Origin of the sequence: Nioella nitratireducens (genome assembly GCF_001879715.1) — a bacterium.
Classification (GTDB): domain Bacteria; phylum Pseudomonadota; class Alphaproteobacteria; order Rhodobacterales; family Rhodobacteraceae; genus Nioella; species Nioella nitratireducens.
On the sequence record NZ_MNBW01000003.1, the window covers coordinates 136,937 to 163,631 of the forward strand.

The following is a 26,695-nucleotide window of genomic DNA, read 5'->3' on the forward strand; positions in this document are numbered from 1 at the left end:
TGCGTGGGGTTGCCGAGCGCGGCGAATAGGGCGACTCTGGCTCCACAATGCAGCAGGAGGCCCGCCATGATCGCCATCATTTTCGAAGTCATTCCCGCGCCGGGGGAACGTGATCGGTATCTCGATATCGCGGCCAGCTTGCGCGACGACCTGGATCAGGTCGAGGGCTTTCTATCGGTCGAGCGGTTCCAGAGCCTGACCAACCCCGACAAGATGCTGTCGCTGTCCTTCTTCGAGGATGAAGCGGCGGTCGAGCGTTGGCGCACCCTGTCCCGACATCGCAGCGCACAGGCCGCAGGGCGCGGCGGGGTGTTTGCGGGCTATCGCTTGCGCGTGGCGCATGTGCTGCGCGACTATGGCATGACGGACCGTGCCGAAGCGCCCGAGGACAGCCGCGCCACCCACGGCTGAGCGGTCAGCCCTCGACCGGCGTGCCCAGTATGGCGATTGCCGCAGCCAGCAGGGCCAATCCGCCATGAAACAGGCGGGCCGGGCCACGGGCATGGCGCGCGGCGATAAAGGACTGCATCCCGTAGTAGGCGGCGAACGCCCGCGATGCGTAAGAGATGATCTGAAACACATCCGCCGCCCATGTCAGTGCCAGCCCCACCAGAACCAGCGCCAGATAGCCCTGCCGCGCCGAAAGGCGCCCCTCGGTCAGTTCCGCCACCAGCCCGCCCGAGCCGCCGGTATCGGCCACCGCCGCACTGAACTGGGCCGCCAGCGCGGCGGCCACCAGCATCATCGGCAGGATCGGGGCGACCCTCTGCATCAGGTCGATGATCTCGGTCTCTGTTACCCCTTGGTTCGGCACCGGCAGGGTAAAGACCAGCAAAGCGACGTATATCACGTAGATCGCGGTCGACAGGCCTTGTGCCATCTTCATGGACTGGTGGCGTACGCGGGCGCTGTATTCATCGCCAAGATAGCGCGAGGTCTCGAACCCCTGCACCGTGACCAGCAAGCCAAAACCGAGCGTCACCGCCTGCCAGCCGCGGATATGCGCCTCGGGCACGATCAGCGCACCGTCGCCGGACCGGTCCACGAAATAGACCGCAAGCGCCACCAAAAGCCCGGCGATGACCGCGAGTTTCAAGGCCACGGCCTGGTATTCTGCACGCTCTAGCGCGGCAAACCCGCTGGTCCAGCCAAGGCCGAGGATCAGGACATAGGCCGTCGTGGTGACGATCCGGGCCCCGTCTGGCCCGGCGAAGGGCGTCAGGCTGACGGCGAAAGAGCCGAACAGGTTGAGATAATAGGCGACCGAGATGACATAGGCGATAGCCAGCATGGCGGCGCTGATCTGTTCCGGGATGGTTTCCCGGACGGGCCCGTCCCCGAGCCGCGTGATATTGGCCCGGATCGACATGCCGAAGGCCCAGGCCAGCCCACAAAGCGCGGCCATGACGGCCGGGGCCCATGCCCCGAAATCCTTGGCCAGAACCGGCCCAAGGATCAAGAACCCCGAGCCGATGATCGACGCCAGCGGGGTCACCATCGCCCGCCACAGCGGATTGCGCCGGATCACCGGGCGCAGCAGGAGGACACCGGTCAGGACGGTGCTGGCGAGGATCAGCGTGGTCAGCATTGCGTGGGGGCTCTGGGGTCTCAAATGCAAAACGCCGCCCAGATCTGAGCGGCGTTTCATCATGTCTCAGGCGGCAAGGCTCAGAAGCCGAGGCCTTCGTATTTCTTCTTGAACTTGGACACGCGGCCACCGGTGTCCATCAGGCGCGACGAACCGCCGGTCCATGCGGGGTGCACGGTGGGGTCGATGTCGAGCGAAAGCTGGTCGCCCTCGGCGCCCCAGGTGGATTTCATCTGAAATACCGTGCCATCGGTCATCTTGACGTCGATGATGTGGTAGTCGGGATGGATATCTTTTTTCATGGTCGTCCCGCTCCTTAAGCTTCAGCGCCGGCTTTGGGCTTGTAGTTTGCAACTTCCGCGATACGGGCCGATTTGCCGCGACGCGAGCGCAGGTAATACAGCTTGGCGCGACGGACCTTGCCGCGGCGCACAACGGTGATGCTGTCGATGTTGGTCGAATGCAGCGGGAACACACGTTCCACGCCTTCACCGAAGGAAATCTTGCGGACGGTGAACGAGCCTGCGATGCCTGCGCCGTTCTTGCGGCTGATGCAGACGCCTTCGTAGTTCTGAACGCGCGAGCGCGTGCCCTCGGTCACCTTGTAACCGACGCGCACGGTGTCGCCGGCCTTGAAGTCGGGGATGTCTTTCCCCAGGGCGGCAATCTGTTCCGCCTCGATCTGTGCGATCAAGTTCATCGCATGTCTCCAATACTGATCGCGGTTTTTCCGCGAATGTGAGGACATCCCAAGAGCTCTCGGTCTTCTTCCGGGTCCGCCTGTATGCGCCCGCCAGAGATCAGGTCGTCATTGCTTTGAAACGTTCTGCCGGGGCTGGGCCACAACGGCAGGTCGAAGAAAACCTGCGTGGGGTTGACCCATGCCAATAGCAAAACGGCCCCGAGTCGGACTTCCGACCGGGACGATCGGTGTCTAGGCCAAGCCGGGGGTCATTGCAAGAGGCTCCATCAGCCCTTGCGGGCCAGATGAGCCTGCCACAGATCGGGGCGGCGGTCTTGCGTGATCTTCTCGGCCTGATCCTGTCGCCACTCGGCAATCTTGCCGTGGTGGCCAGACATCAGGACCTCGGGGATCTCGTGCCCCTTCCAGTCCGCGGGGCGGGTGTATTGCGGATGCTCCAGCAGCCCATGGGAAAAGCTTTCTTCCTCAACGGACTCGGAGTTTCCCAGAACCCCCGGCAACAGCCGCACGGTCGCGTCCAGCAGTGCCTGCGCCGCGATCTCTCCGCCGGTCATCACGAAATCCCCAAGGCTGACCTCGAGAATGTCGTAATGGTCCAGTACCCGCTGATCGACGCCCTCGAAACGCCCGCAAAGCAGCGTGACCCCGTCGCATCGGGCAAGGTCATGCATCATGGCCTGATCCATGCGCCGCCCACGCGGCGACAGGTAAATCAGTGGCATCCGGCCTCGGGCACTGGCCCGCGTGTGGTCGATCGCCCGGCCCAGAACGTCGGGCCGCAGCACCATGCCAGCTCCGCCGCCCGCCGGGGTGTCATCCACGTTGCGATGCTTGCCCTCGCCGAACTGGCGCAAGTCGGTCATCTGCATTTGCCAGCGCCCGTCCTTGAGCGCCTTGCCGGTCAGGCTCTCGCCCAACAGCCCCGGAAATGCCTGCGGGAAGAGCGTGATGATCTGCGCCGTCCAGACCCCGTAGAGGTCGGGTGTGTCGGTCATCAACTCGCGTGGCTTCAGCGAGGCGCTGATGGTCTTGCGGCCATGGGATTTGGAGGCGTCGGTCATCGGTTTCTCCTGCCGCCGGGGAGTGGTGGCGATCTGCGGGCGATCTGTGTCTTAGGCGGCGCATGGGGGCCGTGCAAGGCCGTCATCGACGCGCAGAATCTGCGAACGGCCGCTTTTCCTTGCTTTTTCGCTCGTTTTGGCCGGAAATACCAAGGCTTGTTGTGCAAACCCATTTCAGATGTGCCGATGGTTTCGATCCTTTTCAAACGCCTGATGCTAGCAGGCCTTTTGCTTGGTGCCGCCGCCTGCACGGCGCAGGATGGCCCCTCTGTGGACGGAACCCCGGTGAGGGTCTGGGCCACGGTCTATCGGCTGGTCGAGGGGCGGGCGCAGGATGGGGGCATCCCGATCCGCAACATGGGTGGGCGGTCGATCGGGCCGGATGTGGCAAGGTCCGACTGGTGCGCCGGGGCGCTTGCGGGCAGCCTTCGGGTCGATGGGCGCGTTTATAATTATGCGGGTGTGTCGGGTAGGCCGCAGGCCAGTTGTTCTCATGGGCCGAGCGAGCGCGTGCGGTGGAGCCGCTCGCCTTTTGCCAACGGCACCGGGGCGCAGGACAATCCACTGCACCCATTCCGCACCATTGCCTGTGATCTGGGCTGGGTGGGCGGCTCTCGCGCTTGGGTTGACGGGGGCTATCCGGCCTTTGGCCAGCAGATCTATATCCCCGCCGCCGTTGGTGTGGTGCTGCCCGATGGCAGTGTGCATGACGGGGTGTTCATCTGCGAAGATACCGGCGGTGCCGTGACCGGCAACCATATCGACGTGTTCCTTGGTCCCATGCCCGGCCCGATGAGCCGGGTGATCGAGCGGAACCCCTTTGATTTTGTCAGCCATGGCGACCATCAGGAGGTGCATGCCTATCTGCTGCCGATGCCGGAGGCGGATGAGCCCGACCGAACCGGGGGTTAGTCCGCGTCCTCGAACAGCCCCTCGGGCGGATCTGCCACCACGCGGCCCGCCGTCAAATCCACCGTCGGCACGATGTCCAACGTGAAGGGAACCAGCGTCGTTCCCTTCTGGCCGCGTTTTCGCACCTCCAGCAGGTCGCCCGCGCCGTGGTTCAGGACCGCGTGGATCTGCCCAAGCTCCTCGCCGCCGGTATCCACCACAGTCAGACCAATGAGGTCGGCGTGATAGAATTCGTCATCCGGAAGGGCAGGCAGGGCATCTCTCGGGGCGTAAAGGCGGGTGCCTTTCAGCGCGTCGGCCTCTTCCTTGGTTTTCACGCCCGACAACCGCACGGCAAAGCCGCCCTTGACCGGGCGCGTGATGGTCAGCGTAAAGCTGCGCGCGCCGTCGTCGGTGCTGAGCGGTCCGTAGTCGCCCATGGCCGCAGGTTCGGCGCAGAAGCTTTTGACCCGCGTCTCGCCGCGCACCCCGAACGAGCCGGTGACCGCCCCCACACAGATACGATCAGACATGTTCAACTTCCTCCGTTGGGTCTTGGGGCTCCGCCTGGGGGCGCTCGACGGCGAGGGCCACCCAGAACAGGAAAACGAGAACCGACGCGATGGCAATCAGCAACACCCCGACGATGCGGGCGGGGCCGTCGCCCTTGATCAGCAAGTAAAGGCCGAACCCCATGAATCCGAGTATCATGAAGATCATGCCAGTGCCGCCCTTGCTGTCATCGCGTGAAGATCTCCAGGTCATCGTTGCGGTCTTCCCAACCGAGCCGTTCCAACTCGGGCCGGTCAGCGCTGTCTTGCGGCCAGCCGATACAGAGATAGGCCACCAGACGCCAGTCTTGCGGGATGTCGAGGTCACGGACAAGCCGGTCGGGATCGAGGATCGAGACCCAGCCGACGCCAAGCCCGCGCGCCCGTGCCGCCAGCCAGAACAGCATCAGCGCCGAGACGACAGAATAGCGCAGCATTTCGGGCATCGTCTGCCGCCCAAGGCCCGCGCCCTTGGCGGTATCCTCATCCGAGAAGATCGCCAGTTGCACCGGCGCCTCGCGCATACCCGACAGTTTCAGCCCCGCATAACGCGCGGCCTTGTCGCCGGAATAGCCTTTGAGCGCCTCGGCATTGGCGACCTCGAAATTCGCCAGCGCGGCGGCGCGGGCAGCGTCGCTTTCCACGCGGACCAGCCGCCACGGTTCGGACAGGCCGACCGAGGGGGCAAGAGAAAAGGCGCCGAAGGCTTCCGCCAACAGCGCCTCGTCCACCGGATCGGGGCGGAAGCGGCGCACGTCGCGCCGCCACCGCATCAGATCGCGGAGATCCTTTTGAAAGTCGCGGGAAAACGCGCGCATTCCGATTATTCTTCGGATGCGGCCTCTTCCGCCGGAGCAGCAGCAGCTTCAGCAGCTGCCGCGGCCTTGGCGGCCCGCTCTTCGGCGCGATCCTGGGCTTTCTTGCCGGGGACGGCTTTTTTCGGGTTGGAGCGCTCTTTCTTGGCGATCATGCCAGCAGCTTCAAGGAAGCGGCTCACGCGGTCGGTCGGCTGCGCGCCCTGGTCAAGCCAGTATTGCACCCGCTCGGCGTCCATCTGCACGCGCTCTTCGCTGTCTTTGGCCAGCAGCGGGTTATAGGTGCCGAGCTTTTCGATGTAGCGGCCATCGCGGGGCATGCGGCTGTCAGACGCCACGATGCGGTAGAAGGGGCGCTTTTTGGAGCCGCCGCGGGCGAGCCGGATTTTCATAGCCATTGTGTGTATCTCCTTTGAATGGCGGGGACGGGCGTGGACCCGTTATTCCTGATGTTTCTTGTGGTGTCTGATGACTTCCTGAATGATGAAGTTCAGGAAAGCCTTGGCGAATTCCGGGTCGAGATCGGCCTCGGTCGCCAAATCCTCCAGCCGCGCGATCTGCCGTTCTTCGCGGGCCGGGTCGGAGGCGGGCAGGTCGTGCGCGGCCTTGAGTCGGCCAACGGCCTGGGTGTGCTTGAACCGCTCGCCAAGCGTGTAGACCAGGATCGCGTCAAGCCGGTCGATCGACTCTCGATGTTCCTTCAGGATCTCGGCCGCGCGGGCGGTGTCGTCGGTCATGAAAGGGTCTCCGGGCTGGGGTGGCGATAGACCAGCAGGGCCTCGCCATCGAATTCTGGCTGCTGGGCGTCGGGGTCCAGAACGCAGCCCAACCGTTCCGCCAGCGCGATCGACCGCGTGTTGGCCGGGTCGATGTAGGACACGGCCGTGGGCCAGTGCAAATCCGTATAGGCGAAGCGGCGGGCCTCGGTCGCGGCCTCGCGGGCGTAGCCCTTGCCTTCGGCGTCGGCGGTCCAGACCGTCCAGCCAATTTCACGCTCGGGCCAGTCCACGGGATGCCACGGGCCGGTCATGCCGAGAGGCTGGTCAGGCGTTTCTTTCAGCGCATAAACAAAGCTGCCATAGCCACGCAGCATCCACATCCCCGCGACATGGGCAAATCCACGCCATGCCGTCCGCTCGCTGGTGTCGTCGCCGCGCACGAAACGCGACCGGTCGGACGCGACGAATGCCGCCCACGCGGGCAGATCGTCCATCTGCGGCGCGCGCAGGACGAGACGCTCGGTTTCGAGCGTGGGGATATGGGGCAGGGGCAGGCTCACTTCTTCTTGCCGAAGCCGGACAGGCCGGGGGGCAGGTCGGCCCCGCTGCCGAGGCCCGGCAGACCGCCTGCACCGGGGCCGCCCATCTGCTTGGCGGCCTGTTCCAGCGCCGCCTGATCCATGCCACCCATGTTGCCCATGCCCGGCGGCATCCCGCCGCCCTTGCCGAAGAGCGCGCCAAGACCGCCACGCATCATGCCTTTTTTGCCCATCTTGCCGAGCTTCTTCATCGCGTCGGACATCTGGCGGTGCATTTTCAGCAGTTTGTTCAACTCGGACACGTCCTGCCCGGCCCCCGCCGCGATGCGCTTCTTGCGGCTGGCCTGAAGGATCTGCGGGTTGGCGCGTTCCTTCTTGGTCATCGACTGGATGAGTGCAATCTGGCGGCGGATCACGGCGTCGTCGAACCCGGCATCCTCGACCTGCTTGGCCATCTTCTTCATGCCCGGCATCATCGACATCATGCCTTCCATGCCGCCCATCTTCAGCATCTGCTCAAGCTGGCCCTTGAGGTCGTTCATGTTGAACTGACCCTTCTGGAAACGGCGCATCATGCGCTCGGCCTGCTCGGCCTCCAGCGTTTCCTGCGCGCGTTCCACCAGGGCCACGATGTCGCCCATGCCGAGAATGCGGCCGGCGATCCGCTCTGGCTCGAACGTTTCCAGCGCGTCCATCTTTTCGCCGAGGCCGACGAAGCGGATGGGCTTGCCGGTGATCGCGCGCATCGACAGGGCCGCGCCGCCGCGCCCGTCGCCGTCCATCCGGGTCAGGCAAACCCCGGTCACGCCGATCTTGTCGTCAAACTCCTGCGCGACGTTCACAGCGTCCTGACCGGTCAGGCCGTCGACGACGAGCAGCGTTTCGCGCGGGCTGGCGATGTCGCGCACTTCCTGCGCCTGCTGGATCAATTCCTGATCAATGTGCAGACGACCGGCGGTGTCCAGCATGAAGACATCATAGCCACCAAGGCTGGCCTGCGTCTTGGCGCGCTTGGCGATCTGTTGCGCTGTCTCACCCTTGACAATCGGCAGGGTGTCCACGCCGATCTGGGTGCCAAGGATAGCGAGCTGTTCCATCGCCGCCGGGCGATTGGTGTCGAGCGAGGCCATCAGCACCTTTTTGCCCTCGCGCTCTTTCAAACGCTTGGCGAGCTTGGCAGTGGTGGTCGTCTTGCCCGACCCTTGCAAACCGACCATCAGGATCGGGGCAGGCGGGTTGTCGATCTTCAACGCGCCGGGGTCGCCCTCGCCACGCAGGGTTTCGATCAACTCGTCATGGACGATCTTGACGACCTGCTGACCGGGTGTGACCGACTTGGTGACGGCGCTTCCGGTGGCCTTCTTTTCGACAGCCTTGATGAAGTTGCGGGCGACGGGCAGGGAAACGTCGGCTTCCAGCAGGGCGACCCGCACCTCGCGCATTGCCGTGCGAACATCGTCCTCGGACAGAGCACCCTGTTTGGTCAGGCGGTCGAAGACACCAGACAGGCGTTCGGACAGATTTTCGAACATGGGCGCGGCCCCTTTTCTCTACGACTGTTGCCTTCCCCAGATAGGGGGCGGCGAGGAATGCACCAACACCCCCGTGGGCGAAACCTCGCTGACGGGGGGCGATCCTGAAAACAGACTCAGGACCGGAAAGTTGGCACTTCCCGGATTTGGAAATGGCTTTAGGGCTGTTCCTCGGGGGAGTCAATACAGGACGCGGTCAGCGCCGTGACATCGCCGCCGAGCATATCGTTGCTGTCTGGCGCGTGAAGTTGAAAGACGCGGCGCAGCGTCAGGCTGTCCCATTCTTCTTGCGAGATCGGCGGACGGGCATAGGGCCAGCTGCCGGGGTCGCCATACAGGGTGATGGCCATGGGACCGCGAAACTCCTGCCCGACAAAGCTCAGCCCCTCCACATCCAGCGCATAAAGGCCCACCAGGTCGGCGGCAACGGTGCGGCTGGTTGTGATGAGGGTCCAGAGCCGCCCGGTGATATGGCCATCAAGCGACATGGTGCCGGTGGCCAGATGGGCGGTTGCGCCGCCCTCTTGCCGGAAACTGCGCAGGGTTTCGAACTGGGCCGCGCCTTGCAGGTCGGTGCCGGGCGGGTAGGTGCCGATGCCGTGGGTCACGTGGACCGAAAAGGTCAGCGAGCAGGTCAGGGCAATTGCCTTGGCGGGCAAAAGGATCAGCAGGATCGCGGCGCGCAGCATGGGCGCAAGCGTAGCATGGGCAACGCGCCGCGAGAAGTGTCAGGCGGCAAGAGCCTCGACTTGGGCGTGAGCGGCCTTCAGCGTGGCCTCGGGGTCGAGCATGAGGCGATCGGCGGCCACGAAGTCCACCTCGGTGATGCCGATGAAGGACAGCACATGGCGGATATAGCCAGTGGCGAAGTCGATCTCGGACCCGGCCTCGGTGCCGCCGGACGCCACGGCGACGATGGCACGTTTGCCGGTCAGCAGACCTTCGGGGCCGGTTTCGGTATAGCGAAAGGTGACGCCGGCGCGGGCGACCTGATCGACCCATGCCTTGAGGGTCGCGGGCACGCCGAAATTGTAGATCGGAAGACCGATGACCAACGTGTCGGCGGCGGTGACTTCGGCGATCAGCTCATCCGACAGGGCAAGCGTTTCGCGCTGCGCCTTGGTGCGCTCGTCCGCAGGGGTGAAATTGGCGGTCACCCAGCTTTCGTCAATCAGCGGCATGCCACCCGACAGGTCGCGGGTGGTGACGGTGGCATCGGGGAAGCGGGACAGGATGCGGTCGGCAAGGTCGCGGCTGACAGAGCCGGTGCGGCGGGCCGAGGCGTCGATGCGCAGGATGTGGTTGGTCATGGGGGTTTCCTTTGTCGGATGCGATTATGGACAAAGACATGCTCCGTGCGCCGACACATGGAAACGGGCAAAACCTGATAGGCGCTGCGCGGAAATGCACAAGTAAACGGATGGCTTGCCAAAGCGCCAACTGCCGGATCAACGGTTTCCCAAGGGCCGCTGGCTGCGGACATTCGTTCTGGCAGGGGCGGGGTTCGGGATCGCCCGAGGGTGGTTGCTTTTGCTCGAATGCGCACACAATATGCGGCCAGACAGGGAAATGTGGGAGCACGCACAGGTGTCATTCAGCGACTGGGACGAAATACGCACCGCCTATCAGGTGGCGCGCATGGGCACCGTGAGCGGGGCAGCCGAGGTTCTGGGCGTCCATCATGCGACGGTCATCCGCCATATCGACTCGCTTGAGGCGCGGCTTGGGGCAAAGCTCTTTCAACGTCATGCGCGCGGCTATACGCCGACCGAGGCCGGGCAGGATCTGCTGGCCGTGGGCGCGCGGGCCGATGACCAGTTCGGCCAATTGGCCAGCCGCATTCGCGGGCGCGGCAACGAAGTGACAGGCGATCTGCGCATCACCTCTCTCTCGGCCTTCGCGCCCCTTGTCGTCCCGGCGCTTGGCGAATTTCAGGAACAGCATCCGGGGCTAGAGGTGCAATTCCTGACAGATATGCGACTCTACCGGCTGGAATATGGCGAGGCACATGTCGCCATCCGGGCCGGTCGCCCCGGTGACAACCCCGACAACATCGTCCAACCCTATTGCACCTTTTCCAGCGTGCTCTGCGCGACCAAGGGGTATCTGGAGCAATTCGGACCGCTGACCGAAGACAACGTCGCCGAACACCGCTTTATTGGAACCACGCAGGAAACGCCGCGTGCGCCCTTCTTGCGCTGGCTGGTCGACGTGGTGCCCCCCGAATGCATCCGCTTCAAGTGCAACGATACCGACAGCATGGAACAGGCGGTCAAGTCGGGCATGGGGATCGGCTTTGTGTCCAGCCTCGAACTGCAAACCAATGACGACCTTGTCGAGATGCTGCCCCCGCTGGAGGAATGGACGGTCAAGCTGTGGCTGGTGACCCACATGGACCTGCACCGCACGGCCAAGGTCCAGACGGTGCTGCGCTTTCTGAAAGAGAAGGTGCAGCAATGGCCGGTGGACCCAGCCTGACATGACGGATTCTACACGCGGCCATCTGGCCATGCTCGCCTTTTCGGCGCTTGTGGCTGGGTCGTTCTCGCTCGGCTCGATGACGGCCAATCACATTGATCCGGCCGCCTTCAACGCGGTGCGCTTCGTCTTTGGGGCCGTTGTGGTCGGGTCTCTGGTGCAGGCCCGTGGCGGGTTCGAACGCTGGCAATTCCGTGCGCCGTGGCGATACCTCGTGCTTGGGGGGCTGTTCGGCGCCTATTTCGTGTTGATGTTCGAAGGGTTGAAGACGGCGGCCCCGGTGTCGGCGGCGGCGGTTTTTACCCTGACGCCGATCATGGCGGCGGGGTTTGGCTATCTCTTGCTGCGGCAGGTCATGACTGGGCGCATGGCGTTGGCGCTGGCCATCGGCGGGGCCGGGGCCTTGTGGGTGATCTTTCGGGCCGATCTGTCGGCGCTGCTGGCGTTCCAGGTGGGGCGGGGTGAGGTGATCTATTTTGTCGGCTGCGTGTCGCATGCCGTCTACACACCGATGGTGCGCGCCCTGAACCGGGGCGAGCCCGCGCCGGTGTCGACCTTTGGCACGATGGTGGGCGGTGCGGTGGTTCTGTTCGCATGGGGCTGGCCCGCCGTGGTCGGCACCGATTGGGCGGCGTTGCCGATGATCGTCTGGATCACGCTGTTTTACACGGCGGTCTTCGCCACGGCGGTAACCGTGGTGCTGCTGCAATTCGCGTCGATGCGCCTGCCCGCCTACAAGGTCATGGCCTACACCTATCTGACGCCCACATGGGTCATCGGGTGGGAGTTCCTGTTGGGCAATGGCCTGCCCACGATCTACGTGTTGGGGGGCATCGCGCTGACCTGCGTGGCGCTGTTGCTTCTGTTGAAGGAAGAGGGCTGACCCCTCGCGCGGCGCGGACACCGCGCCTATTTATGGGACATGAGGAGACTACAGGCATGACCAACCCGCTCTTGCAAGACTGGCAGACGCCCTTTGCCCTGCCACCCTTCGACGCCATCACGGATGAGGATTTCGGCCCCGCATTGGACGCCGCACTGGACGAGGGGCGCGCCGCGATCACGGCGATTGCCGACAACCCCGCGCCGCCGACCTTCGCCAACACGATCGAAGCGCTGGAACGGGCGGACAAGCGGCTCGATCAGGTGGCGGGGGTGTTTTACAACCTTGCCGGGGCCGATGCGACGCCCGCGCGGCAGGACTTGCAGCGGAGCATGGCACCGAAGCTGTCGGCCTATTCCTCGGACATCACCAACAATCGCGCCTTGTGGCAGCGGATCGACACGCTGTGGCAGGCGCGGGATGGCCTTGGCCTGACGGCGGAACAAGAGCGTGTGCTTTACCTGACACACCGCAGTTTCGCCCGGTCGGGCGCGGCACTGGAAGGCGCGGATCGTGACCGGCTTACTCAGGTGAAATCGCGGCTGGCGGTGCTTGGCACGCAATTCACCCAGAATCTGCTGGCCGATGAGCGCGAGTGGTTCATGGAATTATCTGAAACCGATCTGGACGGGCTGCCCGGTTTCGTTGTCGATGCCGCCCACGCGGCCGGGCAAGAGAAGGGCGTTGATGGCCCGGTGGTGACTCTGTCGCGCTCGCTGATCGTGCCGTTCCTGCAATTTTCGCCCCGCCGCGACCTGCGGGAAAAGGCCCAGAAGGCCTGGGCGGCACGGGGCGCAAATGGCGGCGAGACCGACAACCGGGGTATCGCGCAAGAGGTGCTGGCCCTGCGCGACGAACGGGCCAAACTGCTCGGCTATGACAGTTTCGCGGCCTACAAGCTGGAAACCGAAATGGCGGGCACGCCAGAACGCGTGCGCGATTTGCTGATGCAGGTGTGGAAGCCCGCGAAAGCGCAGGCGTTGGCTGATGGCGACATCCTGACCCGGATGATGCGCGAGGACGGGATCAACGGCGATCTGGAGCCGTGGGACTGGCGCTATTACGCAGAAAAGCGGCGCAGGGCCGAACATGACCTCGATGAAGCGGCGCTGAAGCCGTATTTTCAGCTCGACCGGATGATCGACGCGGCCTTTGACTGCGCGAACCGCCTTTTCGGGCTGGAGTTCACGCCGCTGGACGCCCCGATGTATCATAAAGACGTGCGCGCGTGGGAGGTCACGCGGAACGGTCGGCACATGGCTGTCTTCCTCAGCGACTATTTCGCGCGCGGGTCCAAGCGCTCGGGGGCATGGTGTTCGGCCATGCGCAGCCAGTCAAAGCTGGACGGGGAGGTGCGGCCCATCGTGGTCAATGTCTGCAACTTCGCCAAACCGGCGGAAGGGGCCCCGGCGCTGCTGTCTTATGACGATGCGCGCACACTGTTCCACGAGTTCGGCCATGCGCTGCACCAGATGCTGTCGGACGTGACCTATGGCTCGATCTCCGGCACCTCGGTGGCGCGCGATTTCGTGGAATTGCCAAGCCAACTTTATGAACATTGGCTGGATGTGCCGGAAGTTCTGCAAAAACATGCGCTGCACGCGGAAACGGGCGAACCGATGCCCAAGGATGTGCTGGAGCGGCTGTTGGCGGCGCAGACCTATGACATGGGGTTTCAGACGGTGGAATATGTCGCCTCGGCGCTGGTCGATCTGGACTTTCATGACGGGGCGGCCCCGGCAGACCCGATGGCGGCGCAGGCCGAAACCCTGGCGCGGATCGGGATGCCGAAACCCATCGTCATGCGCCACGCCACCCCGCAATTCGCCCATGTGTTCTCGGGCGACGGCTATTCCTCGGGCTACTACAGCTACATGTGGTCAGAGGTGATGGACGCCGACGCCTATCAAGCCTTCGAGGAGGTCGGCGATCCTTTTGATGCCGAAATGGCGGGCAAGCTGGAACGGTTCATCTTGTCGGCTGGCGGCAGCGAGGAAGCCGACGCGCTCTACACCGCGTTCCGGGGTCGTATGCCGGGCGTTGAGGCGCTGTTGAAAGGTCGGGGGCTGGACGCGGCGGCGTGATCGGGGGCACCCGATGCTTTATCGCGCTGTAACGCCGGGCGCCTGCGCCCGGCCGTCAGCCACTGGTCGCACAGGGTCGCGCGGTCATTGCCACTCGCCCGAAAACCCCTTCGGAACCAGCAGGTTGTGCGGTCCGAGGTTCGCGACGTCGCGTTCGCCGCAGAGGGCCATTGTGGTGTCCAGCTCCTTGTGGATCACCTCCAGCGCCTTGGTCACGCCGGCCTCGCCCATTGCGCCGAGGCCGTAGACGAAAGCCCGTCCTATATAGGCCCCCTTGGCCCCCATCGAGATGGCTTTCAGGACGTCCTGACCCGAGCGGATTCCGCTGTCGAGATGCACCTCGATCTTGTCGCCCACGGCGTCGAGGATCGGTTGCAGGGCGCGGATCGAGGAGATGGCGCCGTCCAGTTGGCGTCCGCCATGGTTCGAGACCACGATGGCGTCGGCCCCTACGTCGAGCGCTTTTTTCGCATCTTCGACGTCGAGGATGCCTTTCAGGATGACCGGGCCATCCCACCACTTGCGGAATTCCTTGATCCGCTCCCAGTCGAGCGAATGGTCGAACGCCTGGCTGGTCCAGGCCGACAGCGACCCGGTGGCGTCCACGCCTTTGGCGTGCCCAACCACGTTGCCGAAGGTGCGCCGCTTGGTGCCGAGCATGCCAAGGCCCCATTGCACCTTGGTCATCATGTTGGCGATGGATTTGGGGGTCAGCTTGGGCGGGGCGGACAGGCCGTTGCGGATATCCTTATGCCGCTGGCCCATGATTTGCAGGTCCACCGTGATCACCAGGGCCGAACATTTTGCCGCTTTCGCGCGGGCGAACAGGCGTTGCATGAAGTCGTCGTCCTTCAGCGTATACACCTGAAACCAAAAGGGTTTTTCCGTGTTTTCGGCAACGTCCTCGATCGAACAGATCGACATGGTCGACAGGGTGAAGGGCACGCCGAATTTCTCGGCGGCGCGGGCGGCTTTGATCTCGCCATCGGCGCATTGCATGCCGGTCAGCCCGACGGGGGCGAGCGCGACCGGCATCGAGACGTCTTGCCCGATCATCTGGGTCGCGGTGTTGCGCCCGGTCATGTCTACGGCGATGCGCTGGCGCAGGTAGATGTCATCGAAATCGCTGGAGTTCTCGCGGAAGGTCTGTTCCGTCCAGCTTCCGGACTCGGCGTAATCGTAGAACATCTTGGGCGTGCGCCGCTTATAGATTCGCTTGAGATCCTCGATCGTGGTGATGACTGGCATGAACGGCCTCCCCGTATTGGTGAGAAATTCTTACCAATGCATCGTTGCCCGTGCAACGTCCAATGCGTCGCGGCCCGTTTTGGGGGGGTGCCATGCGTACACCCCCCGTACACTCCCCGTACACCGGGCGTGCAGACAGAACGGCGTTTTTGGGGGGAGGGAGGGGCGCCGGTATGACTGGACAACCCCGCGTCCGCGGGGATGACAAGGGGGACGGGCCAGGCCCCCGCTTTCGCGGGGGTGACAGGGGGTCAGGCGCGGTGTGCGCCGTCGGCCAGTCCCTTGACGAAGGAAAGCACTTCAGAAACCGGCTTGCCCGCCGCGATCTCGCCCACGATGGCGGAGCCGACCACAGCGCCGTCTGCGACCGAGGCGATGGCCTGCGATGTTTCCGGTGTGCGGATGCCGAAACCGACGATCACTGGCAGATCGGTCTGCGCCTTGATCCGGGCAACCTCGGGGCCGACATCGGTGGCCTCGGCAGCCGCCGCGCCGGTGATGCCGGTGATCGAGACGTAGTAGACAAAGCCGGAGGTGTTGGTCAGCACCTTGGGCAGACGTTTGTCATCGGTCGTGGGGGTGGCGAGGCGGATGAAGTTCAGACCGGCCTTTTGCGCCGGAATGCACAGCTCGTCATCCTCTTCCGGCGGCAGGTCGACAACGATCAGCCCGTCGATCCCTGCGGCCTTGGCATCGGCAAGGAACCTGTCCACGCCGCGGCTGTAGATCGGGTTGTAGTAGCCCATCATCACGATCGGGGTGCTGTCATCGGCCTTGCGGAACTCGGTGGCCATATCCAGCGTCTTTTGCAGGGTCTGCCCGCCTTCAAGGGCGCGCTGGCCCGCCAACTGGATGGTCGGGCCATCGGCCATCGGGTCGGTGAACGGCATCCCGAGCTCGATGATATCCACGCCTGCGCCGGGCAGGCCCTTGATGATCTCAAGCGAGGTGTCGTAATCGGGGTCGCCCGCCATCACATAGGCCACGAAAGCCTTTTTGCCGTCCGCCTTGAGTGCTGCGAATTTGGCGTCGATCCGAGTCATCCTGATCCCCCGTCTGAGTTCCGGCTTGGTTTGGCGAATGTGCACGGGGAAATCAATGGGAAACGGCCCCGCAACCGGCCCTGCCCGCACGAGTCCCGTTGCAGCGGCGCGCCCATGCGCATAGAAGGCGCCGAAAGCGAAGATGCGGAGGGCCGAGATGGGCTTCAAGATGGGTATCGTGGGTCTGCCGAATGTGGGTAAGTCCACGCTCTTCAACGCGCTGACCAAAACGGCGGCGGCGCAGGCGGCGAATTTCCCCTTCTGCACGATCGAGCCGAACGTGGGCGACGTGGCGGTGCCGGACAGCCGGTTGGATCAACTGGCCGACATTGCCGGGTCGAAGGCGATCATCCCGGCGCGGATGACCTTTGTCGATATCGCCGGTCTGGTGAAAGGCGCGTCCAAGGGCGAGGGGCTTGGCAACCAGTTCCTTGCGAACATCCGCGAGACGGATGCGATTGCGCAGGTGCTGCGCTGCTTCGAGGATGACGACATCACCCATGTCGATGGCCGGATCGACCCCATCGCCGACGCCGAGACCATCGAGACCGAGTTGATGCTGGCCGATCTGGAAAGCATCGAGAAGCGCCGCGCCAACCTTGTCCGCAAGCTGAAAGGCAACGACAAGGAAGCGCAGCAGCAAGACCGCCTGCTGGCCGAGGCACAGAAAGTGCTGGAAGACGGCAAACCCGCGCGTCTGGTCGAGGTATCGGACGAGGACGCCAAGGCGTGGAAGATGCTGCAACTGCTGACCACCAAACCGGTGCTTTATGTCTGCAACGTCGATGAAGGGTCAGCGGCCACCGGCAACGCGTTTTCGGAAAAAGTCGCCAAGATGGCGGAAGAGCAGGGTGCGGCGACGGTCGTGATCTCGGCCCAGATCGAGGAAGAGATCAGCCAGCTCGACGCCGAAGAAGCCGAAATGTTCCTGAGCGAAATGGGGCTGGAAGAGGCCGGGCTCGACCGGTTGATCCGCGCGGGCTATGAGCTGTTGAACCTTGAGACCTATTTCACCGTCGGCCCGAAAGAGGCGCGGGCGTGGACGATCCGCAAGGGCACGGCGGCGCCGCAAGCAGCGGGCGTGATCCATGGCGATTTCGAGCGCGGATTCATCCGGGCGGAAACCATCGCCTTCCCCGATTTCGTGGCCTGCAAGGGCGAGACCGGGGCCAAGGAAGCGGGCAAGATGCGGGTCGAGGGCAAGAGCTATGTCGTCAAGGATGGCGACGTGCTGCATTTCCTGTTCAATGCCTGATCCCGTCAAGCTGATCATCGACACCGACCCCGGTATCGACGATGCGATGGCGATCTTTCATGCCGCTGCCGCGCCGGACATCGACCTTTTGGGGCTGACCAGCATTTTCGGTAATGTCACCACGGCCAAGGCGACGCGCAATGCGCTGCGCCTGGTCGAGGCGGCGGGGCTGCATTGCCCGGTGGCCCGAGGGGCCGAGCGGCCCTTGGTGCTGCCGCCGTTCCCGCCATCTGCCAAGGTGCATGGCGAAGAAGGCTTTGGCGATATCCCGGCGGAAGAGCCGACCGGTCGCGCTGTGGGTGAGAGCGCGGCGGCGTTTCTGGTGCGCATGGCGCGGAACCATGCCGGGGAATTGGTGGTCTGCCCCATCGGGCCGCTGACCAATATCGCCGAGGCGCTGCGGCTGGACCCCGATTTTGCCCGGAACGTGAAGCGCATCGTCATCATGGGTGGCTCGCTGGAGGATGGCGGCAACATCACGCCCTATGCCGAGGCCAATATCTACCACGACCCGCACGCGGCGGACGAGGTCTTTGCCTCGGGCGCGCCGATCACGCTGGTGGGGCTGGATGTGACGCACCAGATTCTGTGCCCGGCCGAGGATTTCGCTGGCATCGCGGCAGACGCACCGCGCCTTGGCGGGATGCTGCAAGAGATGAGCCGGTTCTACCTGCGGTTTTATGAGAGCGTGGGCAAGTTTGGTGGCTGCTCGCTGCACGACCCCGCCGCCGTCATTGCCTGTGCGCATCCAGAGCTGTTCACGACCCGGCCCGTGCCGCTGTGCGTGGTGTGCGAGGGCGCGGCGATTGGCGCGACCGTCGCGGATGAAAGCGGCACCCGCCTGCCGGTCGAGGTCTGCATGGGCGTGCAGGCCGAGGCGGTGAAGCAGGTGTTCCGCGACACGCTGGCCCTGCTGCCATAAGCTGCCATAAAAGGGGCGCCGGTCTGGCTGCGGGGCTGGATGGCCGATGTGGTGCCGGTGACGGTCGGGGCTGACAGGGGTCAGCCCACCTTTATGATCAGCTTGCCGGTGTTTTCGCCCTTGTAAAGCATCTCGATGGCGCCGGGCGCGGCCCCTGGCCCGTCGAGGATATGCTCCCGCACAGTGATCTTGCCCGCGCGAAGCCAGCCCGCCAGTGCGTCGCGCGCTTCGTGCAGGCGATCCATGTAGTCGAAGATCAAAAAGCCCTGCATCCGGGCGCGGGCGACCAGCAATTGCCGGTGCACGCGGGGGCCGATGGGCAGAGGGTCCCATTCGGTGATCGCCGCCGTGCCGCAGATGGTGATCCGCGCGCCTTGGGCAAGCTTGGTCATCACCGCGTCCGTTATCGGCCCGCAGGTGTTGTCGAAATAGCAATCCACCCCGTCCGGGCAAGCCGCGGCGATGGCCGTGGCCACATCCTCGGACTTGTAGTCGATGGCGGCGTCATAGCCGAATTCCGCAAGGCATTGCCGGGTCTTTTCGGCCCCGCCCGCGATGCCCACGGTGCGGCAGCCCATGACCTTGGCGATCTGCCCCACGGCAGACCCCACGGCCCCGGCAGCGGTCGAGACCACGACGGTATCGCCCGCCTTTGCGGCGCAGGTTTCCCGCAGGCCGAAATAGGCGGTGGTGCCGTTCAGACCCATGATCCCGAGCGCGTAAGAGCGCGGCAGGTCGGTTTCAGTCACCTTGTGGCCGATGTTGGCCCCGTCTGTCACGACATGGGTCTGCCAGCCAAGCAGCCCTTCGACCACGTCGCCCTCGGCATAGTCCGGGTGGCGGCTGGCAATGACCTCGCCCACGGCAAAGCTGCGCATCGGGTCGCCTAGCGCGACTGGGGGGGAATAGTTCGGCACGTCATTGGCCCAACCCCGCATCGCCGGGTCCACCGACCAGTGGCTGGTGTGGATCAGGCATTGGCCCTCTTGCAGCGCTGGCACATCGGTCTCGCGCAGCTCGAAATGCTCGGGCTTGGGCACGCCCACGGGGCGGCGGGCGAGAATGACTTGGGTGTTTTTCATGGGGCCTCCTGTCCTGTTGGCCGCGATCCTGAGGCCAGCGGGGGCAGGGGGCAACCCGAAATCCCGACAGATCAGTCGGCGAGGAAGGGCAGGTGCAGCCCGAACGTATCGCCCAGAAGCACGAAATTCAGCCCCAGCACGATGGCCGACCCCAGGCCGGCAAGGGTCCACAGAACGGGGCCGACCTTGAATGCGCCCATGATGTCCTTGCGGCCCGAGAAGATCAGAAGGGCGATCATCGGCACCGGCAAGGCGATGCTGAGCACGACCTGGCTGAGGACCAGCGCCTGCGTGGCATTCACCCCCGCGGCCACCACCGCGAAGGCGGGCGCCATCGTGACCAGACGGCGCAGCCAGATCGGCACATGCACCCGCAAGAAGCCTTGCATGATGATCTGCCCGGCCATGGTGCCGACGACCGAGGACGAAATGCCCGACGCGATGAGCGAGGCCAGAAACATGCCCGCCGCCGCCGCCCCCAGAAGAGGCGTGAGGGTGTGGTAGGCGGTTTCAATCTCGGCCACGTCCGGGTTGCCTTGGTGAAAGGCGCTGGCGGCCATCATCACCATCGCCATGTTGATCATGCCCGCAACGGCGAGGGCGACCACGACCTCGATATTCGAAAAGCGCAGCAGCTTGCGCCGTTCGCTATCGGTGCGGATGGTGGCCCGGCCCTGCGTCAGGCCCGAATGCAGGTAGATGGCGTGCGGCATGACGGTGGCACCGATGATGCCGACCGAGATCGTCAGGGCGACGCTGTCGGGCAGGGCGGGCTGCATCATTCCCGCGATGGCGGCCCCCCAATCGACCGGGGCAATCAGCATCTCGGCGAGGTAGCACAGCCCGATGATCCCCACCATCGCGCCAATGACCAGCTCGATCGGGCGAAATCCGTGGCGTTCGAAGATCAGGATCGCATAGGTGATGATGGCAGTGATCGCCATGCCCACGATCAGCGGCAGGTTGAACAGAAGCGATAGACCGATGGCGCCACCGAGGAATTCGGCCAGATCTGTCGCCATGGCCGCGATTTCCGAGATCACCCACATGATCCAGACCACGGGGCGGGGGAAATGGTCGCGCGACAGCTCGGCCAGGTTCCTGCCCGTCACGATGCCAAGACGTGCCGACAGGGCCTGGAACAACATCGCGATCAGGTTGGCCAGCAGGACGACCCATAGCAGGGTGTAGCCATAGCCCGCGCCCGCCTGAATATTCGTCGCGTAGTTGCCCGGGTCGATATAGGCGACCGAGGCAATGATCGCGGGGCCGACAAACAACAGCTTGGACCGCCAGCCGGGGCGCTGCCCGGCCAGCACGTCGGACATTCCGCTGCGGGTGCGGTCGCTGAGCGACTTCAGGTCGCGGGGGGACTCGGGGTGCATTGCCATGGGCGCATTTGATAGCCGATGCTATTTTTTCTGCAAGGGGCTTTTCGCCCTGCGCCGAATCTTCTGGCCGCGAGGGAAAGCTTTGGCTATAAAACATTCCCCACCGATAGGTTGAGAAGGGCCCGCACCGTGCCAGACACCGTCCCCCCCGAACAACAGGCCGACCGCTTCGCCCGCGCCCGCGAGGTGCAGGCGGTGGCCTTGCTGGAGGACTACGTGGAACTGATCGGCGACCTCATCGCCGAAATGGGCGAGGCCCGCGTGGCCGATATCGCCGAACGCATGGGCGTGGCACAGCCCACGGCAACCAAGGCCGTTGCCCGGCTGAAACGCGAAGGTCTGGCGACCTCGCGCCCCTATCGCGGTGTCTTCCTGACCGAGGATGGCGCCGACCTGGCCGATCGCGTCCGGGCGCGCCACAGAACTGTTGTGGAACTGCTGATCGCCGTGGGTGTGCCCGAAGACACCGCGGAACTGGACGCCGAAGGGATCGAACACCACGTCTCGGACAAGACACTGGCCGCCTTCGCCGCCTACCTCAAGGAATGCCGCGGCTGAGTCAGTGCACCGCCCGCCAGACGCGCGGCGGAACACCGTCTGCGCGGGGGCTTGGACCCGAGCGACACGCCCCCTGCCAATCCCCAAATTTCGCCTTGTTTTCCCCAGACGCCATCGTTAGACGGGTCCGCGGAGACGTGGCCGAGTGGTCGAAGGCGCTCCCCTGCTAAGGGAGTAGGCCCGGAAGGGTCTCGTGGGTTCGAATCCCATCGTCTCCGCCACTTGACCTGTAACCCTCTGGTCAATCTACAGTTTTCCAAGAGCGAAACTGGCAAATCCGGCTCCTGCTACAGAACACTGCTACAGTGGGAGCGCCAAGGATGGGCATTACTCCGCATCTCGTGCTGCGAGGCACGACATATTATTTTCGCATGGCCGTGCCCCGCCACCTCGTCAAAAAGGTGGGTCGGCGCCAAAGGCTGCGTTCATGGACTGCGACGGCGACGTGATGTCCACAGCAAGGACGCGGTTCAATCAGCAGGCCGAAAAAGGCCGGCAGAGGATTCTGCCGACCTCGTGTCGCGGATGAGCGGCAACCACTCAGAGCGCGCCGACTTCCTCGTAGTAGCGGCGTGCGCCGGGGTGGATCGGCATGCCTGCAAGCGATTGAACGGCGTAGTCGATGCTGATCGCCGAGGCCCAGGGCGCGTCGGAGGTCACCTGTTCGAGGTTTTCCCAGAACGCGCGGGTGATCTGGTAGACGGTTTCGTCGTCCAGGTCGGTGCGCACACCGATGCCGACGGCGGTGTTATGCGACCAGACCGGCGCGGTGTTGGTCTGGTTGGCATAGGCGTCGGCCGGGATTTCTTCGAGATAGCTGAAATTTCCGAGGAACTGGTCGACGGCCTCGCCTTCGGTGCTTTCGGGGCCGATGAAGCGGAGCGGTTCGGTTTCCGAGAACTGGATGAACTGCTGGCAGGGGTCGAGGCAGCCGTTCACATACATGTCGATATTGCCGTCGAGAAAGGCCTGAAAGCCGGTCTGCCAATTGGCGCTGATGGCTTCGTAATCCTCGCCCACAACAAGGCCGGTCGAGGCCTCGATCCAGCGCGAGGCGGCGTTATAGGCCCCGCCGCCCTGCGGTCCGATGAAGACGGTCGCACCCTCGATGTCGTCCAGCACCTCGATATCGCTGCCGCCGCGCACAGTGTAGTGATACTGGCCGTAAGGGAACCACATCAGCAGCGAGACATTCTCGCTCGCTTCGATCGCGTCGGGCTGGTTCTGGTACATCGCCCGGCCATTCGACATCAGTGCGTAGATGGTGGGCGAGGTCATGGCGAAATCGAGGTTGCCCCGGCCGACTTCCAACTGGTGCAGCGTGGCGGCCCCGCCACCGGCGACCTCGATGGTAATGCCGTCGAGATTGTCATTCACGATATTGGCAAAGGTCGCCATGGTGATGGCCTGCCCGAGGCTGGGGGCGATTGTGGCCATGCGCAAGGTCTGGTCCTGTGCCAAGGCCGGGCTGGCGGCGAGCAGCGCGGCCAATGCGGCGCCTTTGAAGATATGGGTCATGTGTCCTCCTCCAGGTGATCCAGTGATTATGGGTTCGGGGCCGGGTTGGGCCCGGCACCGGCGGTGAAGCGGCGCCAGGCGATCAGCACGACGCCAAGGGCGACGGCCGGGGCGGCGACGAGCGTTTGCGGCACGAGCAGCGCAAATCCGGCGACAAGGCGCATGGCCCGTTCCGGCGCTTTCAAGCGCGCGGTTTCGTACCCGGCAAGGGCCGAGGCCAGCAGCCATAGCGACAGGCTGAAAGCAAAAATGATCCACGCGAAACCGGCCCATGTCACATCGGCGGCCGACAGCATGGCGCGCGAGGTCACGGGATCGCCGCCAAACCACTCGAACACCACCATCAGCTTGTACAGCATCGCCGGGTGGTAGACGAAGACGAAGGGGATCAGGAACCCCGCCATGCCGATCCGCGCGGCGGCGAAGCCGGTTGCGATCGGGTCAGCCTTGGCAATCGGCGCGGCGGCAAAGGCGGCAAGGGCCACCGGCGGCGTCACCGTTGACATGACCGCGAAGAAGACCACGAAGAGGTGTAACGACAGGTCCGGAATGCCGACGGCGTCAATGCCGGAACTCAGCGCGATCACGATGATGAAATAGGTCGCCCCGGGCGGCAGTCCCATCCCCAACACGATCGAGCCGAGCGCCACCACGATCAGCACGGTGAAGAGTGGGCCCGAGGCCAGTTGCGCCAGCAAGAGCGACAGTCGCCCGGCAAAGCCCGAAAGCTGAATCAGCCCGACGATCAGGCCGATGGCGGCAACGATGGTGACGATGGAGGCGGACATGCGGCCCGCATCGACCAGCGCGGCCCAGATCTTCTGACGGCTGCGGAACTCGGGGAACAGGACCAGTGCCGACAGGATCGCCGCAAGGAAGCCGTAGAACCCCGCCTTGGGAACGGACGGCTGGATGAACAGGAAGGTCGAGAGCACACCGAGCGGGATCACGAAGACCAGGGATTGCAAGGCTTCGTGTCTGTTCAGGCCGGGGCGCTGATCTGCGGGCAGGGTGCCGACGCCTTGCTTGTGGGCCTCGAAATAGACGCTCAGGAAGGTACCGAGGTAGTAGAAGAACGCGGGCAGGATCGCGGCCACCACGATGTAGCGATATTCCAGCCCGATCTGGCCCGCGACGAAAAAGGCGACGACGCCCATCACCGGCGGCATGACTTGACCGCCGGTCGATGCCGCCGCCTCCACCGCGCCGGCGAACGCGGGCTTGAAACCGGCCCGCTTGATGACGGGAATGGTCATGACCCCGGTCGAGACCACGTTGGAAATCGCCGCGCCCGACAGCGTGCCGAAAAGAGCCGAGCTTGCCACCGCCGAATGCGCCGCGCCACCGACGAAACCGCCGGTCAGCCGGTTGGCGATCTTCATCAACAGGTCGCCCGCGCCGCTGCCCATCAGGACCGCGCCGAAGACGATAAAGATCAGGACGTTGCCAGAGACGACCTGCAAAGGCTGGCCAAAGGCACCGCCGGTCTGTGCCCAGAAATTCTGGACCATCGCGCGCAGGTTCTGGGACAGGGTCGCTTCGGACCCGGCAAGGATGCCGGTCCAGTCGGGAAACAGCCCGCGGGTAAAGAAATAGATCACCCAGAAGACACAGAATGCCGCGATGAAGCCGCCGAACAGCCGCCACGCAAGGTAGAGGGTGATCGTGGTGATGATCGGAAAAACCACATAGTCGAGCGGCTGCGCCGACGGCAGAAGGCCCGCGTCGGTGCCGAAAAGCTTGACGATCCACATGGTGAACCCGCCCACGGCCAGCACCGTCATAAGCCAGTTCAGCCAGCGCAGACCGGGCCGCTTGTGCAGCGTCAGCAGGGTGATCGCGAAGGCGAAGGTGATCGGCAGGCCAAGGATCAGGCCCGTGGGTTGAAGAAAGCTGCGTTCGAAGCTGCGAAAGCCGCCGCCAAGCCAGTGTTCGCGCATCAAGATACGTTGGTCCCGGCGCGACAGCTCGTCCCAACCGGCGGTGGTGCTCTCGATGAACCAGCGCACGAAATCCGAGATCGGGCCGCTGGCGGCATAGGTCAGGATGACCAACGTGAAGAACACGGCCAGGATATCGACCAGCCGGTCATCGGGCGATTTGATCGGGCGCGGATCAGTCATCGCCGGTCTCCTGCATGGTAAAGTCGCGCTCGGCCTCGCCCCGGTATTTCACCAGCAAATCCTCGGACACTTCGGACCCGTCATAAAGGAAGGGCAACACCCCGCGCCGCAGGGACCGGCCCCGCATGGCGGTTATATCGGACTCGGATCGCGTGACACGCTGCGACATGCGCAGGCCCCATTGAGCCAGAAACCCCTGCATCCGGGCGATCTGGTCCTCGTGGCCCGGCCCCTTGGCGAGATCGTGAAATTCCTCGGGGTCGGTTTCGAGGTCGAACAGCATCGGACGATAGCCGCCCTCGGCATGGATCAGTTTCCACCGCCCGTCGAACACCATGAACAGCCGCGCATCGGCGGACCGCTGCACCAGCGTCTTGCCAAAGGGGCGGCAGGCATAGTCGTATTCGCTGATCACCGCCTCGCGCCAGTCGGCGGGCGTTTCGCCCCGCAGCCATGGCATCAGCGAGCGGCCTTCGAGGATGTGGGTCGGCACTTCTGCCCCGGCGGCCTCGACAAAGGTCGCAGCGAGGTCGATCGACTCGACCAGCGCGTCGCAGGTGGTGCCGCGCGTCGCGTCGGCCTCGGAGCGCGGATCGTAGAGGATCATCGGGATCTTGACCGAGGGGTCGTGGAACAGGTCTTTCTCGCCCATCCAGTGATCACCCAGATAGTCGCCGTGATCCGAGGTCAGGACGATCATGGTGTCGTCGATCTTCCCGGTCCGCTCCAGACAATCGAGGATTACCCCCAACTGGTCGTCGCATTGCTTGATCAGGCCCATATAGGCCGGGATCACCTTTTGCCGGACCTCTTCGCGCTGAAAGGCCTCGGAGATCCTGGAGGTCAGGAAGGCATCAAAAATCGGGTGTGTGTTCTCGCGCTCCACCTCGTGCCGCGTCGGGGCGGGCACATGGTTGGCGCCGAACATGTCGTGATAGGGGGCGGGCACGATGTAGGGCCAGTGTGGCTTGATATAGGAGACATGCGCGCACCACGGGCCGGTCTGCGCGTCCACGAACGCCAGCGTTTGACGGGTCAGCCACGGAGTTTCGCTGTCTTCCTCGCGGATGTTGGCAGGTTTGTCGGCGTTGCCGAACATCCAGCCCGAGGCGACCTTGCCACCTTCGATTCCGGCATTGGCGTAGTCGGCCCACGGGTTTTCGCCCGGATAGCCCTTGGATTTCAGGTATTCGTTGTAGGGGGATCGTTTTTCGTCATAAAAGCCGTCCGGCCCCTGCGCCCAGAGGCCATCGTCGCGGATCCACGCATCGAAGCCGCATTCCGCCTGCCGCGCGCCGATCACGCTGTCGCGCGAAAGCCCAAGGCGTTCCATCCCGTCGGCATCGGCCTTCATATGTGTCTTGCCGATCAGCCAGCACTCCATCCCGGCCTTGCGCAGATGGTCGCCCATCGTCTGCTCGCCGACCCGCAGCGGGTAGCCGTTCCACTGTGCCCCGTGAGACGAGGCATAGCGGCCGGTATAGAAACTCATTCGGCTAGGACCGCAGATCGGCGACTGGCAATAGGCATTGGTAAAACGCACGCCCTTGGCGGCGACGCGGTCGAAATTCGGGGTGTCCAGATGCGGATGCCCGGCGCAGCTGAGGTAATCGAACCTCAACTGGTCATACATGATGAACAGGATGTTCACGCGTTCCTCCTTTGACAGGCCGTGGCCTGATCTCCCGGGGTAGACGCTATCCTGCGGGGA

General features: G+C 64.2%; 29 protein-coding genes and 1 tRNA gene. 10 read left to right on the forward strand and 20 right to left on the reverse strand.

Annotation, left to right across the window (positions count from 1 at the left end):
- Positions 1-66: 66 nt before the first annotated feature.
- Positions 67-411 (forward strand): antibiotic biosynthesis monooxygenase family protein, encoded by a 345-nt coding sequence (locus BKY27_RS03645; protein WP_071673086.1) that lies wholly within the window; start codon positions 67-69, stop codon positions 409-411.
- Positions 412-415: 4 nt separating this feature from the next.
- On the opposite strand, the gene BKY27_RS03650 is transcribed toward BKY27_RS03645, so the two are convergent.
- From BKY27_RS03650 to trmD, 4 genes are all read right to left on the reverse strand, one after another.
- Positions 416-1,588 (reverse strand): APC family permease, encoded by a 1,173-nt coding sequence (locus BKY27_RS03650; RefSeq protein ID WP_071673087.1) that lies wholly within the window; start codon positions 1,586-1,588, stop codon positions 416-418.
- A gap of 80 nt (positions 1,589-1,668) precedes the next feature.
- Entirely contained in the window at positions 1,669-1,890 is a 222-nt protein-coding gene (rpmE, locus tag BKY27_RS03655) for a 50S ribosomal protein L31 (protein WP_071673088.1), read from the reverse strand.
- Between the two features lie 14 nt (positions 1,891-1,904).
- Complete coding sequence (gene rplS / locus BKY27_RS03660) at positions 1,905-2,288, reverse strand: 50S ribosomal protein L19 (RefSeq protein WP_071673089.1); 384 nt, start codon at positions 2,286-2,288, stop codon at positions 1,905-1,907.
- Between the two features lie 269 nt (positions 2,289-2,557).
- Positions 2,558-3,352: a tRNA (guanosine(37)-N1)-methyltransferase TrmD gene (gene trmD / locus BKY27_RS03665; protein ID WP_071673090.1), complete on the reverse strand. Its 795-nt coding sequence runs from the start codon at positions 3,350-3,352 to the stop codon at positions 2,558-2,560.
- 213 nt (positions 3,353-3,565) lie between these two features.
- On the opposite strand from trmD, the gene BKY27_RS19865 reads away from it, so the two are divergent.
- The gene (locus tag BKY27_RS19865) at positions 3,566-4,264 is read left to right on the forward strand and encodes a 3D domain-containing protein (protein ID WP_158514956.1); all 699 of its coding nucleotides are present in this window, start codon (positions 3,566-3,568) and stop codon (positions 4,262-4,264) included.
- On the opposite strand, the gene rimM is transcribed toward BKY27_RS19865, so the two are convergent.
- The 9 genes from rimM to BKY27_RS03715 form a co-directional block, all read right to left on the reverse strand.
- The gene (rimM, locus tag BKY27_RS03675; RefSeq protein ID WP_071673092.1) at positions 4,261-4,776 is read right to left on the reverse strand and encodes a ribosome maturation factor RimM; all 516 of its coding nucleotides are present in this window, start codon (positions 4,774-4,776) and stop codon (positions 4,261-4,263) included. The genes BKY27_RS19865 and rimM overlap by 4 nt on opposite strands.
- Complete coding sequence (locus BKY27_RS03680; protein ID WP_146636160.1) at positions 4,769-5,008, reverse strand: hypothetical protein; 240 nt, start codon at positions 5,006-5,008, stop codon at positions 4,769-4,771. Before BKY27_RS03680 ends, rimM begins: the two co-directional genes overlap by 8 nt.
- Positions 4,983-5,612: a 5,6-dimethylbenzimidazole synthase gene (gene bluB / locus BKY27_RS03685; RefSeq protein WP_071673094.1), complete on the reverse strand. Its 630-nt coding sequence runs from the start codon at positions 5,610-5,612 to the stop codon at positions 4,983-4,985. The genes BKY27_RS03680 and bluB overlap by 26 nt, the downstream gene beginning before the upstream one ends.
- Positions 5,613-5,617: 5 nt before the next feature.
- Positions 5,618-6,007, reverse strand: coding sequence for a 30S ribosomal protein S16 (gene rpsP, locus BKY27_RS03690; RefSeq protein WP_071673095.1), 390 nt, complete (start codon positions 6,005-6,007; stop codon positions 5,618-5,620).
- A 42-nt stretch (positions 6,008-6,049) separates the two neighbouring features.
- Complete coding sequence (locus BKY27_RS03695; RefSeq protein ID WP_071673096.1) at positions 6,050-6,346, reverse strand: chorismate mutase; 297 nt, start codon at positions 6,344-6,346, stop codon at positions 6,050-6,052.
- Positions 6,343-6,888 carry a GNAT family N-acetyltransferase gene (locus BKY27_RS03700; RefSeq protein ID WP_233491765.1) on the reverse strand — a complete coding sequence of 182 codons (546 nt, stop codon included), beginning with the start codon at positions 6,886-6,888 and terminating at the stop codon, positions 6,343-6,345. The genes BKY27_RS03695 and BKY27_RS03700 overlap by 4 nt, the downstream gene beginning before the upstream one ends.
- The gene (gene ffh / locus BKY27_RS03705) at positions 6,885-8,399 is read right to left on the reverse strand and encodes a signal recognition particle protein (RefSeq protein WP_071673097.1); all 1,515 of its coding nucleotides are present in this window, start codon (positions 8,397-8,399) and stop codon (positions 6,885-6,887) included. Before ffh ends, BKY27_RS03700 begins: the two co-directional genes overlap by 4 nt.
- Positions 8,400-8,557: 158 nt before the next feature.
- The gene (locus tag BKY27_RS03710) at positions 8,558-9,088 is read right to left on the reverse strand and encodes a hypothetical protein (RefSeq protein ID WP_071673098.1); all 531 of its coding nucleotides are present in this window, start codon (positions 9,086-9,088) and stop codon (positions 8,558-8,560) included.
- A 39-nt stretch (positions 9,089-9,127) separates the two neighbouring features.
- On the reverse strand, positions 9,128-9,709 hold the full coding sequence (locus tag BKY27_RS03715) for an FMN-dependent NADH-azoreductase (RefSeq protein WP_071673099.1): 582 nt from the start codon (positions 9,707-9,709) through the stop codon (positions 9,128-9,130).
- A gap of 259 nt (positions 9,710-9,968) precedes the next feature.
- On the opposite strand from BKY27_RS03715, the gene BKY27_RS03720 reads away from it, so the two are divergent.
- From BKY27_RS03720 to BKY27_RS03730, 3 genes are read left to right on the forward strand one after another with little or no spacing between them, the layout of a single operon-like run.
- Complete coding sequence (locus BKY27_RS03720; RefSeq protein ID WP_071673202.1) at positions 9,969-10,877, forward strand: LysR family transcriptional regulator; 909 nt, start codon at positions 9,969-9,971, stop codon at positions 10,875-10,877.
- Between the two features lies 1 nt (position 10,878).
- Positions 10,879-11,760 carry a DMT family transporter gene (locus BKY27_RS03725; RefSeq protein ID WP_071673100.1) on the forward strand — a complete coding sequence of 294 codons (882 nt, stop codon included), beginning with the start codon at positions 10,879-10,881 and terminating at the stop codon, positions 11,758-11,760.
- Positions 11,761-11,816: 56 nt separating this feature from the next.
- Positions 11,817-13,844, forward strand: a complete 2,028-nt coding sequence (locus BKY27_RS03730; RefSeq protein WP_071673101.1) for a M3 family metallopeptidase — start codon at positions 11,817-11,819, stop codon at positions 13,842-13,844.
- An 84-nt stretch (positions 13,845-13,928) separates the two neighbouring features.
- Here BKY27_RS03730 and BKY27_RS03735 read toward each other — a convergent pair whose 3' ends face one another.
- Positions 13,929-15,092 carry an alpha-hydroxy acid oxidase gene (locus BKY27_RS03735; RefSeq protein ID WP_071673102.1) on the reverse strand — a complete coding sequence of 388 codons (1,164 nt, stop codon included), beginning with the start codon at positions 15,090-15,092 and terminating at the stop codon, positions 13,929-13,931.
- Between the two features lie 251 nt (positions 15,093-15,343).
- Complete coding sequence (gene trpA / locus BKY27_RS03740) at positions 15,344-16,135, reverse strand: tryptophan synthase subunit alpha (RefSeq protein ID WP_071673103.1); 792 nt, start codon at positions 16,133-16,135, stop codon at positions 15,344-15,346.
- Positions 16,136-16,292: 157 nt separating this feature from the next.
- Between trpA and ychF the strand changes: the two genes are divergently transcribed.
- A complete protein-coding gene (gene ychF / locus BKY27_RS03745; RefSeq protein ID WP_071673104.1) occupies positions 16,293-17,390 on the forward strand; it encodes a redox-regulated ATPase YchF in 1,098 nt (365 codons plus the stop codon).
- Complete coding sequence (locus BKY27_RS03750) at positions 17,383-18,312, forward strand: nucleoside hydrolase (protein ID WP_071673105.1); 930 nt, start codon at positions 17,383-17,385, stop codon at positions 18,310-18,312. Before ychF ends, BKY27_RS03750 begins: the two co-directional genes overlap by 8 nt.
- A gap of 80 nt (positions 18,313-18,392) precedes the next feature.
- Here BKY27_RS03750 and BKY27_RS03755 read toward each other — a convergent pair whose 3' ends face one another.
- Positions 18,393-19,394, reverse strand: a complete 1,002-nt coding sequence (locus BKY27_RS03755) for an NADP-dependent oxidoreductase (protein WP_071673106.1) — start codon at positions 19,392-19,394, stop codon at positions 18,393-18,395.
- 71 nt (positions 19,395-19,465) lie between these two features.
- A complete protein-coding gene (locus tag BKY27_RS03760; protein WP_071673107.1) occupies positions 19,466-20,785 on the reverse strand; it encodes an Nramp family divalent metal transporter in 1,320 nt (439 codons plus the stop codon).
- A 129-nt stretch (positions 20,786-20,914) separates the two neighbouring features.
- On the opposite strand from BKY27_RS03760, the gene mntR reads away from it, so the two are divergent.
- The 3 genes from mntR to BKY27_RS20620 all read left to right on the forward strand — a co-directional run bounded on the left by mntR (position 20,915) and on the right by BKY27_RS20620 (position 21,792).
- Positions 20,915-21,343, forward strand: coding sequence for a manganese-binding transcriptional regulator MntR (gene mntR / locus BKY27_RS03765; protein ID WP_199559064.1), 429 nt, complete (start codon positions 20,915-20,917; stop codon positions 21,341-21,343).
- Between the two features lie 131 nt (positions 21,344-21,474).
- A tRNA-Ser gene (locus BKY27_RS03770) sits at positions 21,475-21,564 on the forward strand.
- A gap of 99 nt (positions 21,565-21,663) precedes the next feature.
- Positions 21,664-21,792 carry a DUF6538 domain-containing protein gene (locus BKY27_RS20620; RefSeq protein ID WP_407668407.1) on the forward strand — a complete coding sequence of 43 codons (129 nt, stop codon included), beginning with the start codon at positions 21,664-21,666 and terminating at the stop codon, positions 21,790-21,792.
- A 91-nt stretch (positions 21,793-21,883) separates the two neighbouring features.
- On the opposite strand, the gene BKY27_RS03775 is transcribed toward BKY27_RS20620, so the two are convergent.
- Genes BKY27_RS03775 through BKY27_RS03785 form a run of 3 tightly spaced genes read right to left on the reverse strand, consistent with a single transcriptional unit; the run spans position 21,884 to position 26,635 of the window.
- Positions 21,884-22,861: a TAXI family TRAP transporter solute-binding subunit gene (locus BKY27_RS03775; RefSeq protein ID WP_071673108.1), complete on the reverse strand. Its 978-nt coding sequence runs from the start codon at positions 22,859-22,861 to the stop codon at positions 21,884-21,886.
- A 26-nt stretch (positions 22,862-22,887) separates the two neighbouring features.
- Positions 22,888-24,984: a TRAP transporter permease gene (locus BKY27_RS03780; RefSeq protein ID WP_071673109.1), complete on the reverse strand. Its 2,097-nt coding sequence runs from the start codon at positions 24,982-24,984 to the stop codon at positions 22,888-22,890.
- Positions 24,977-26,635, reverse strand: coding sequence for a sulfatase-like hydrolase/transferase (locus BKY27_RS03785; RefSeq protein WP_071673110.1), 1,659 nt, complete (start codon positions 26,633-26,635; stop codon positions 24,977-24,979). The genes BKY27_RS03780 and BKY27_RS03785 overlap by 8 nt, the downstream gene beginning before the upstream one ends.
- Positions 26,636-26,695 lie beyond the last annotated feature (60 nt).

What these genes read in the sequence shown, in the direction of transcription:
- BKY27_RS03645 (WP_071673086.1), top strand. Translation starts at nt 67, where the DNA reads ATGATCGCCATCATTTTCGAAGTCATTCCCGCGCCGGGGGAACGTGAT.
- BKY27_RS03650 (WP_071673087.1), bottom strand. Translation starts at nt 1,588, where the DNA reads ATGCTGACCACGCTGATCCTCGCCAGCACCGTCCTGACCGGTGTCCTC.
- rpmE (WP_071673088.1), bottom strand. Translation starts at nt 1,890, where the DNA reads ATGAAAAAAGATATCCATCCCGACTACCACATCATCGACGTCAAGATG.
- rplS (WP_071673089.1), bottom strand. Translation starts at nt 2,288, where the DNA reads ATGAACTTGATCGCACAGATCGAGGCGGAACAGATTGCCGCCCTGGGG.
- trmD (WP_071673090.1), bottom strand. Translation starts at nt 3,352, where the DNA reads ATGACCGACGCCTCCAAATCCCATGGCCGCAAGACCATCAGCGCCTCG.
- BKY27_RS19865 (WP_158514956.1), top strand. Translation starts at nt 3,566, where the DNA reads ATGCTAGCAGGCCTTTTGCTTGGTGCCGCCGCCTGCACGGCGCAGGAT.
- rimM (WP_071673092.1), bottom strand. Translation starts at nt 4,776, where the DNA reads ATGTCTGATCGTATCTGTGTGGGGGCGGTCACCGGCTCGTTCGGGGTG.
- BKY27_RS03680 (WP_146636160.1), bottom strand. Translation starts at nt 5,008, where the DNA reads ATGACCTGGAGATCTTCACGCGATGACAGCAAGGGCGGCACTGGCATG.
- bluB (WP_071673094.1), bottom strand. Translation starts at nt 5,612, where the DNA reads ATGCGCGCGTTTTCCCGCGACTTTCAAAAGGATCTCCGCGATCTGATG.
- rpsP (WP_071673095.1), bottom strand. Translation starts at nt 6,007, where the DNA reads ATGGCTATGAAAATCCGGCTCGCCCGCGGCGGCTCCAAAAAGCGCCCC.
- BKY27_RS03695 (WP_071673096.1), bottom strand. Translation starts at nt 6,346, where the DNA reads ATGACCGACGACACCGCCCGCGCGGCCGAGATCCTGAAGGAACATCGA.
- ffh (WP_071673097.1), bottom strand. Translation starts at nt 8,399, where the DNA reads ATGTTCGAAAATCTGTCCGAACGCCTGTCTGGTGTCTTCGACCGCCTG.
- BKY27_RS03710 (WP_071673098.1), bottom strand. Translation starts at nt 9,088, where the DNA reads ATGCTGCGCGCCGCGATCCTGCTGATCCTTTTGCCCGCCAAGGCAATT.
- BKY27_RS03715 (WP_071673099.1), bottom strand. Translation starts at nt 9,709, where the DNA reads ATGACCAACCACATCCTGCGCATCGACGCCTCGGCCCGCCGCACCGGC.
- BKY27_RS03720 (WP_071673202.1), top strand. Translation starts at nt 9,969, where the DNA reads ATGTGGGAGCACGCACAGGTGTCATTCAGCGACTGGGACGAAATACGC.
- BKY27_RS03725 (WP_071673100.1), top strand. Translation starts at nt 10,879, where the DNA reads ATGACGGATTCTACACGCGGCCATCTGGCCATGCTCGCCTTTTCGGCG.
- BKY27_RS03730 (WP_071673101.1), top strand. Translation starts at nt 11,817, where the DNA reads ATGACCAACCCGCTCTTGCAAGACTGGCAGACGCCCTTTGCCCTGCCA.
- BKY27_RS03735 (WP_071673102.1), bottom strand. Translation starts at nt 15,092, where the DNA reads ATGCCAGTCATCACCACGATCGAGGATCTCAAGCGAATCTATAAGCGG.
- trpA (WP_071673103.1), bottom strand. Translation starts at nt 16,135, where the DNA reads ATGACTCGGATCGACGCCAAATTCGCAGCACTCAAGGCGGACGGCAAA.
- ychF (WP_071673104.1), top strand. Translation starts at nt 16,293, where the DNA reads ATGGGCTTCAAGATGGGTATCGTGGGTCTGCCGAATGTGGGTAAGTCC.
- BKY27_RS03750 (WP_071673105.1), top strand. Translation starts at nt 17,383, where the DNA reads ATGCCTGATCCCGTCAAGCTGATCATCGACACCGACCCCGGTATCGAC.
- BKY27_RS03755 (WP_071673106.1), bottom strand. Translation starts at nt 19,394, where the DNA reads ATGAAAAACACCCAAGTCATTCTCGCCCGCCGCCCCGTGGGCGTGCCC.
- BKY27_RS03760 (WP_071673107.1), bottom strand. Translation starts at nt 20,785, where the DNA reads ATGGCAATGCACCCCGAGTCCCCCCGCGACCTGAAGTCGCTCAGCGAC.
- BKY27_RS20620 (WP_407668407.1), top strand. Translation starts at nt 21,664, where the DNA reads ATGGGCATTACTCCGCATCTCGTGCTGCGAGGCACGACATATTATTTT.
- BKY27_RS03775 (WP_071673108.1), bottom strand. Translation starts at nt 22,861, where the DNA reads ATGACCCATATCTTCAAAGGCGCCGCATTGGCCGCGCTGCTCGCCGCC.
- BKY27_RS03780 (WP_071673109.1), bottom strand. Translation starts at nt 24,984, where the DNA reads ATGACTGATCCGCGCCCGATCAAATCGCCCGATGACCGGCTGGTCGAT.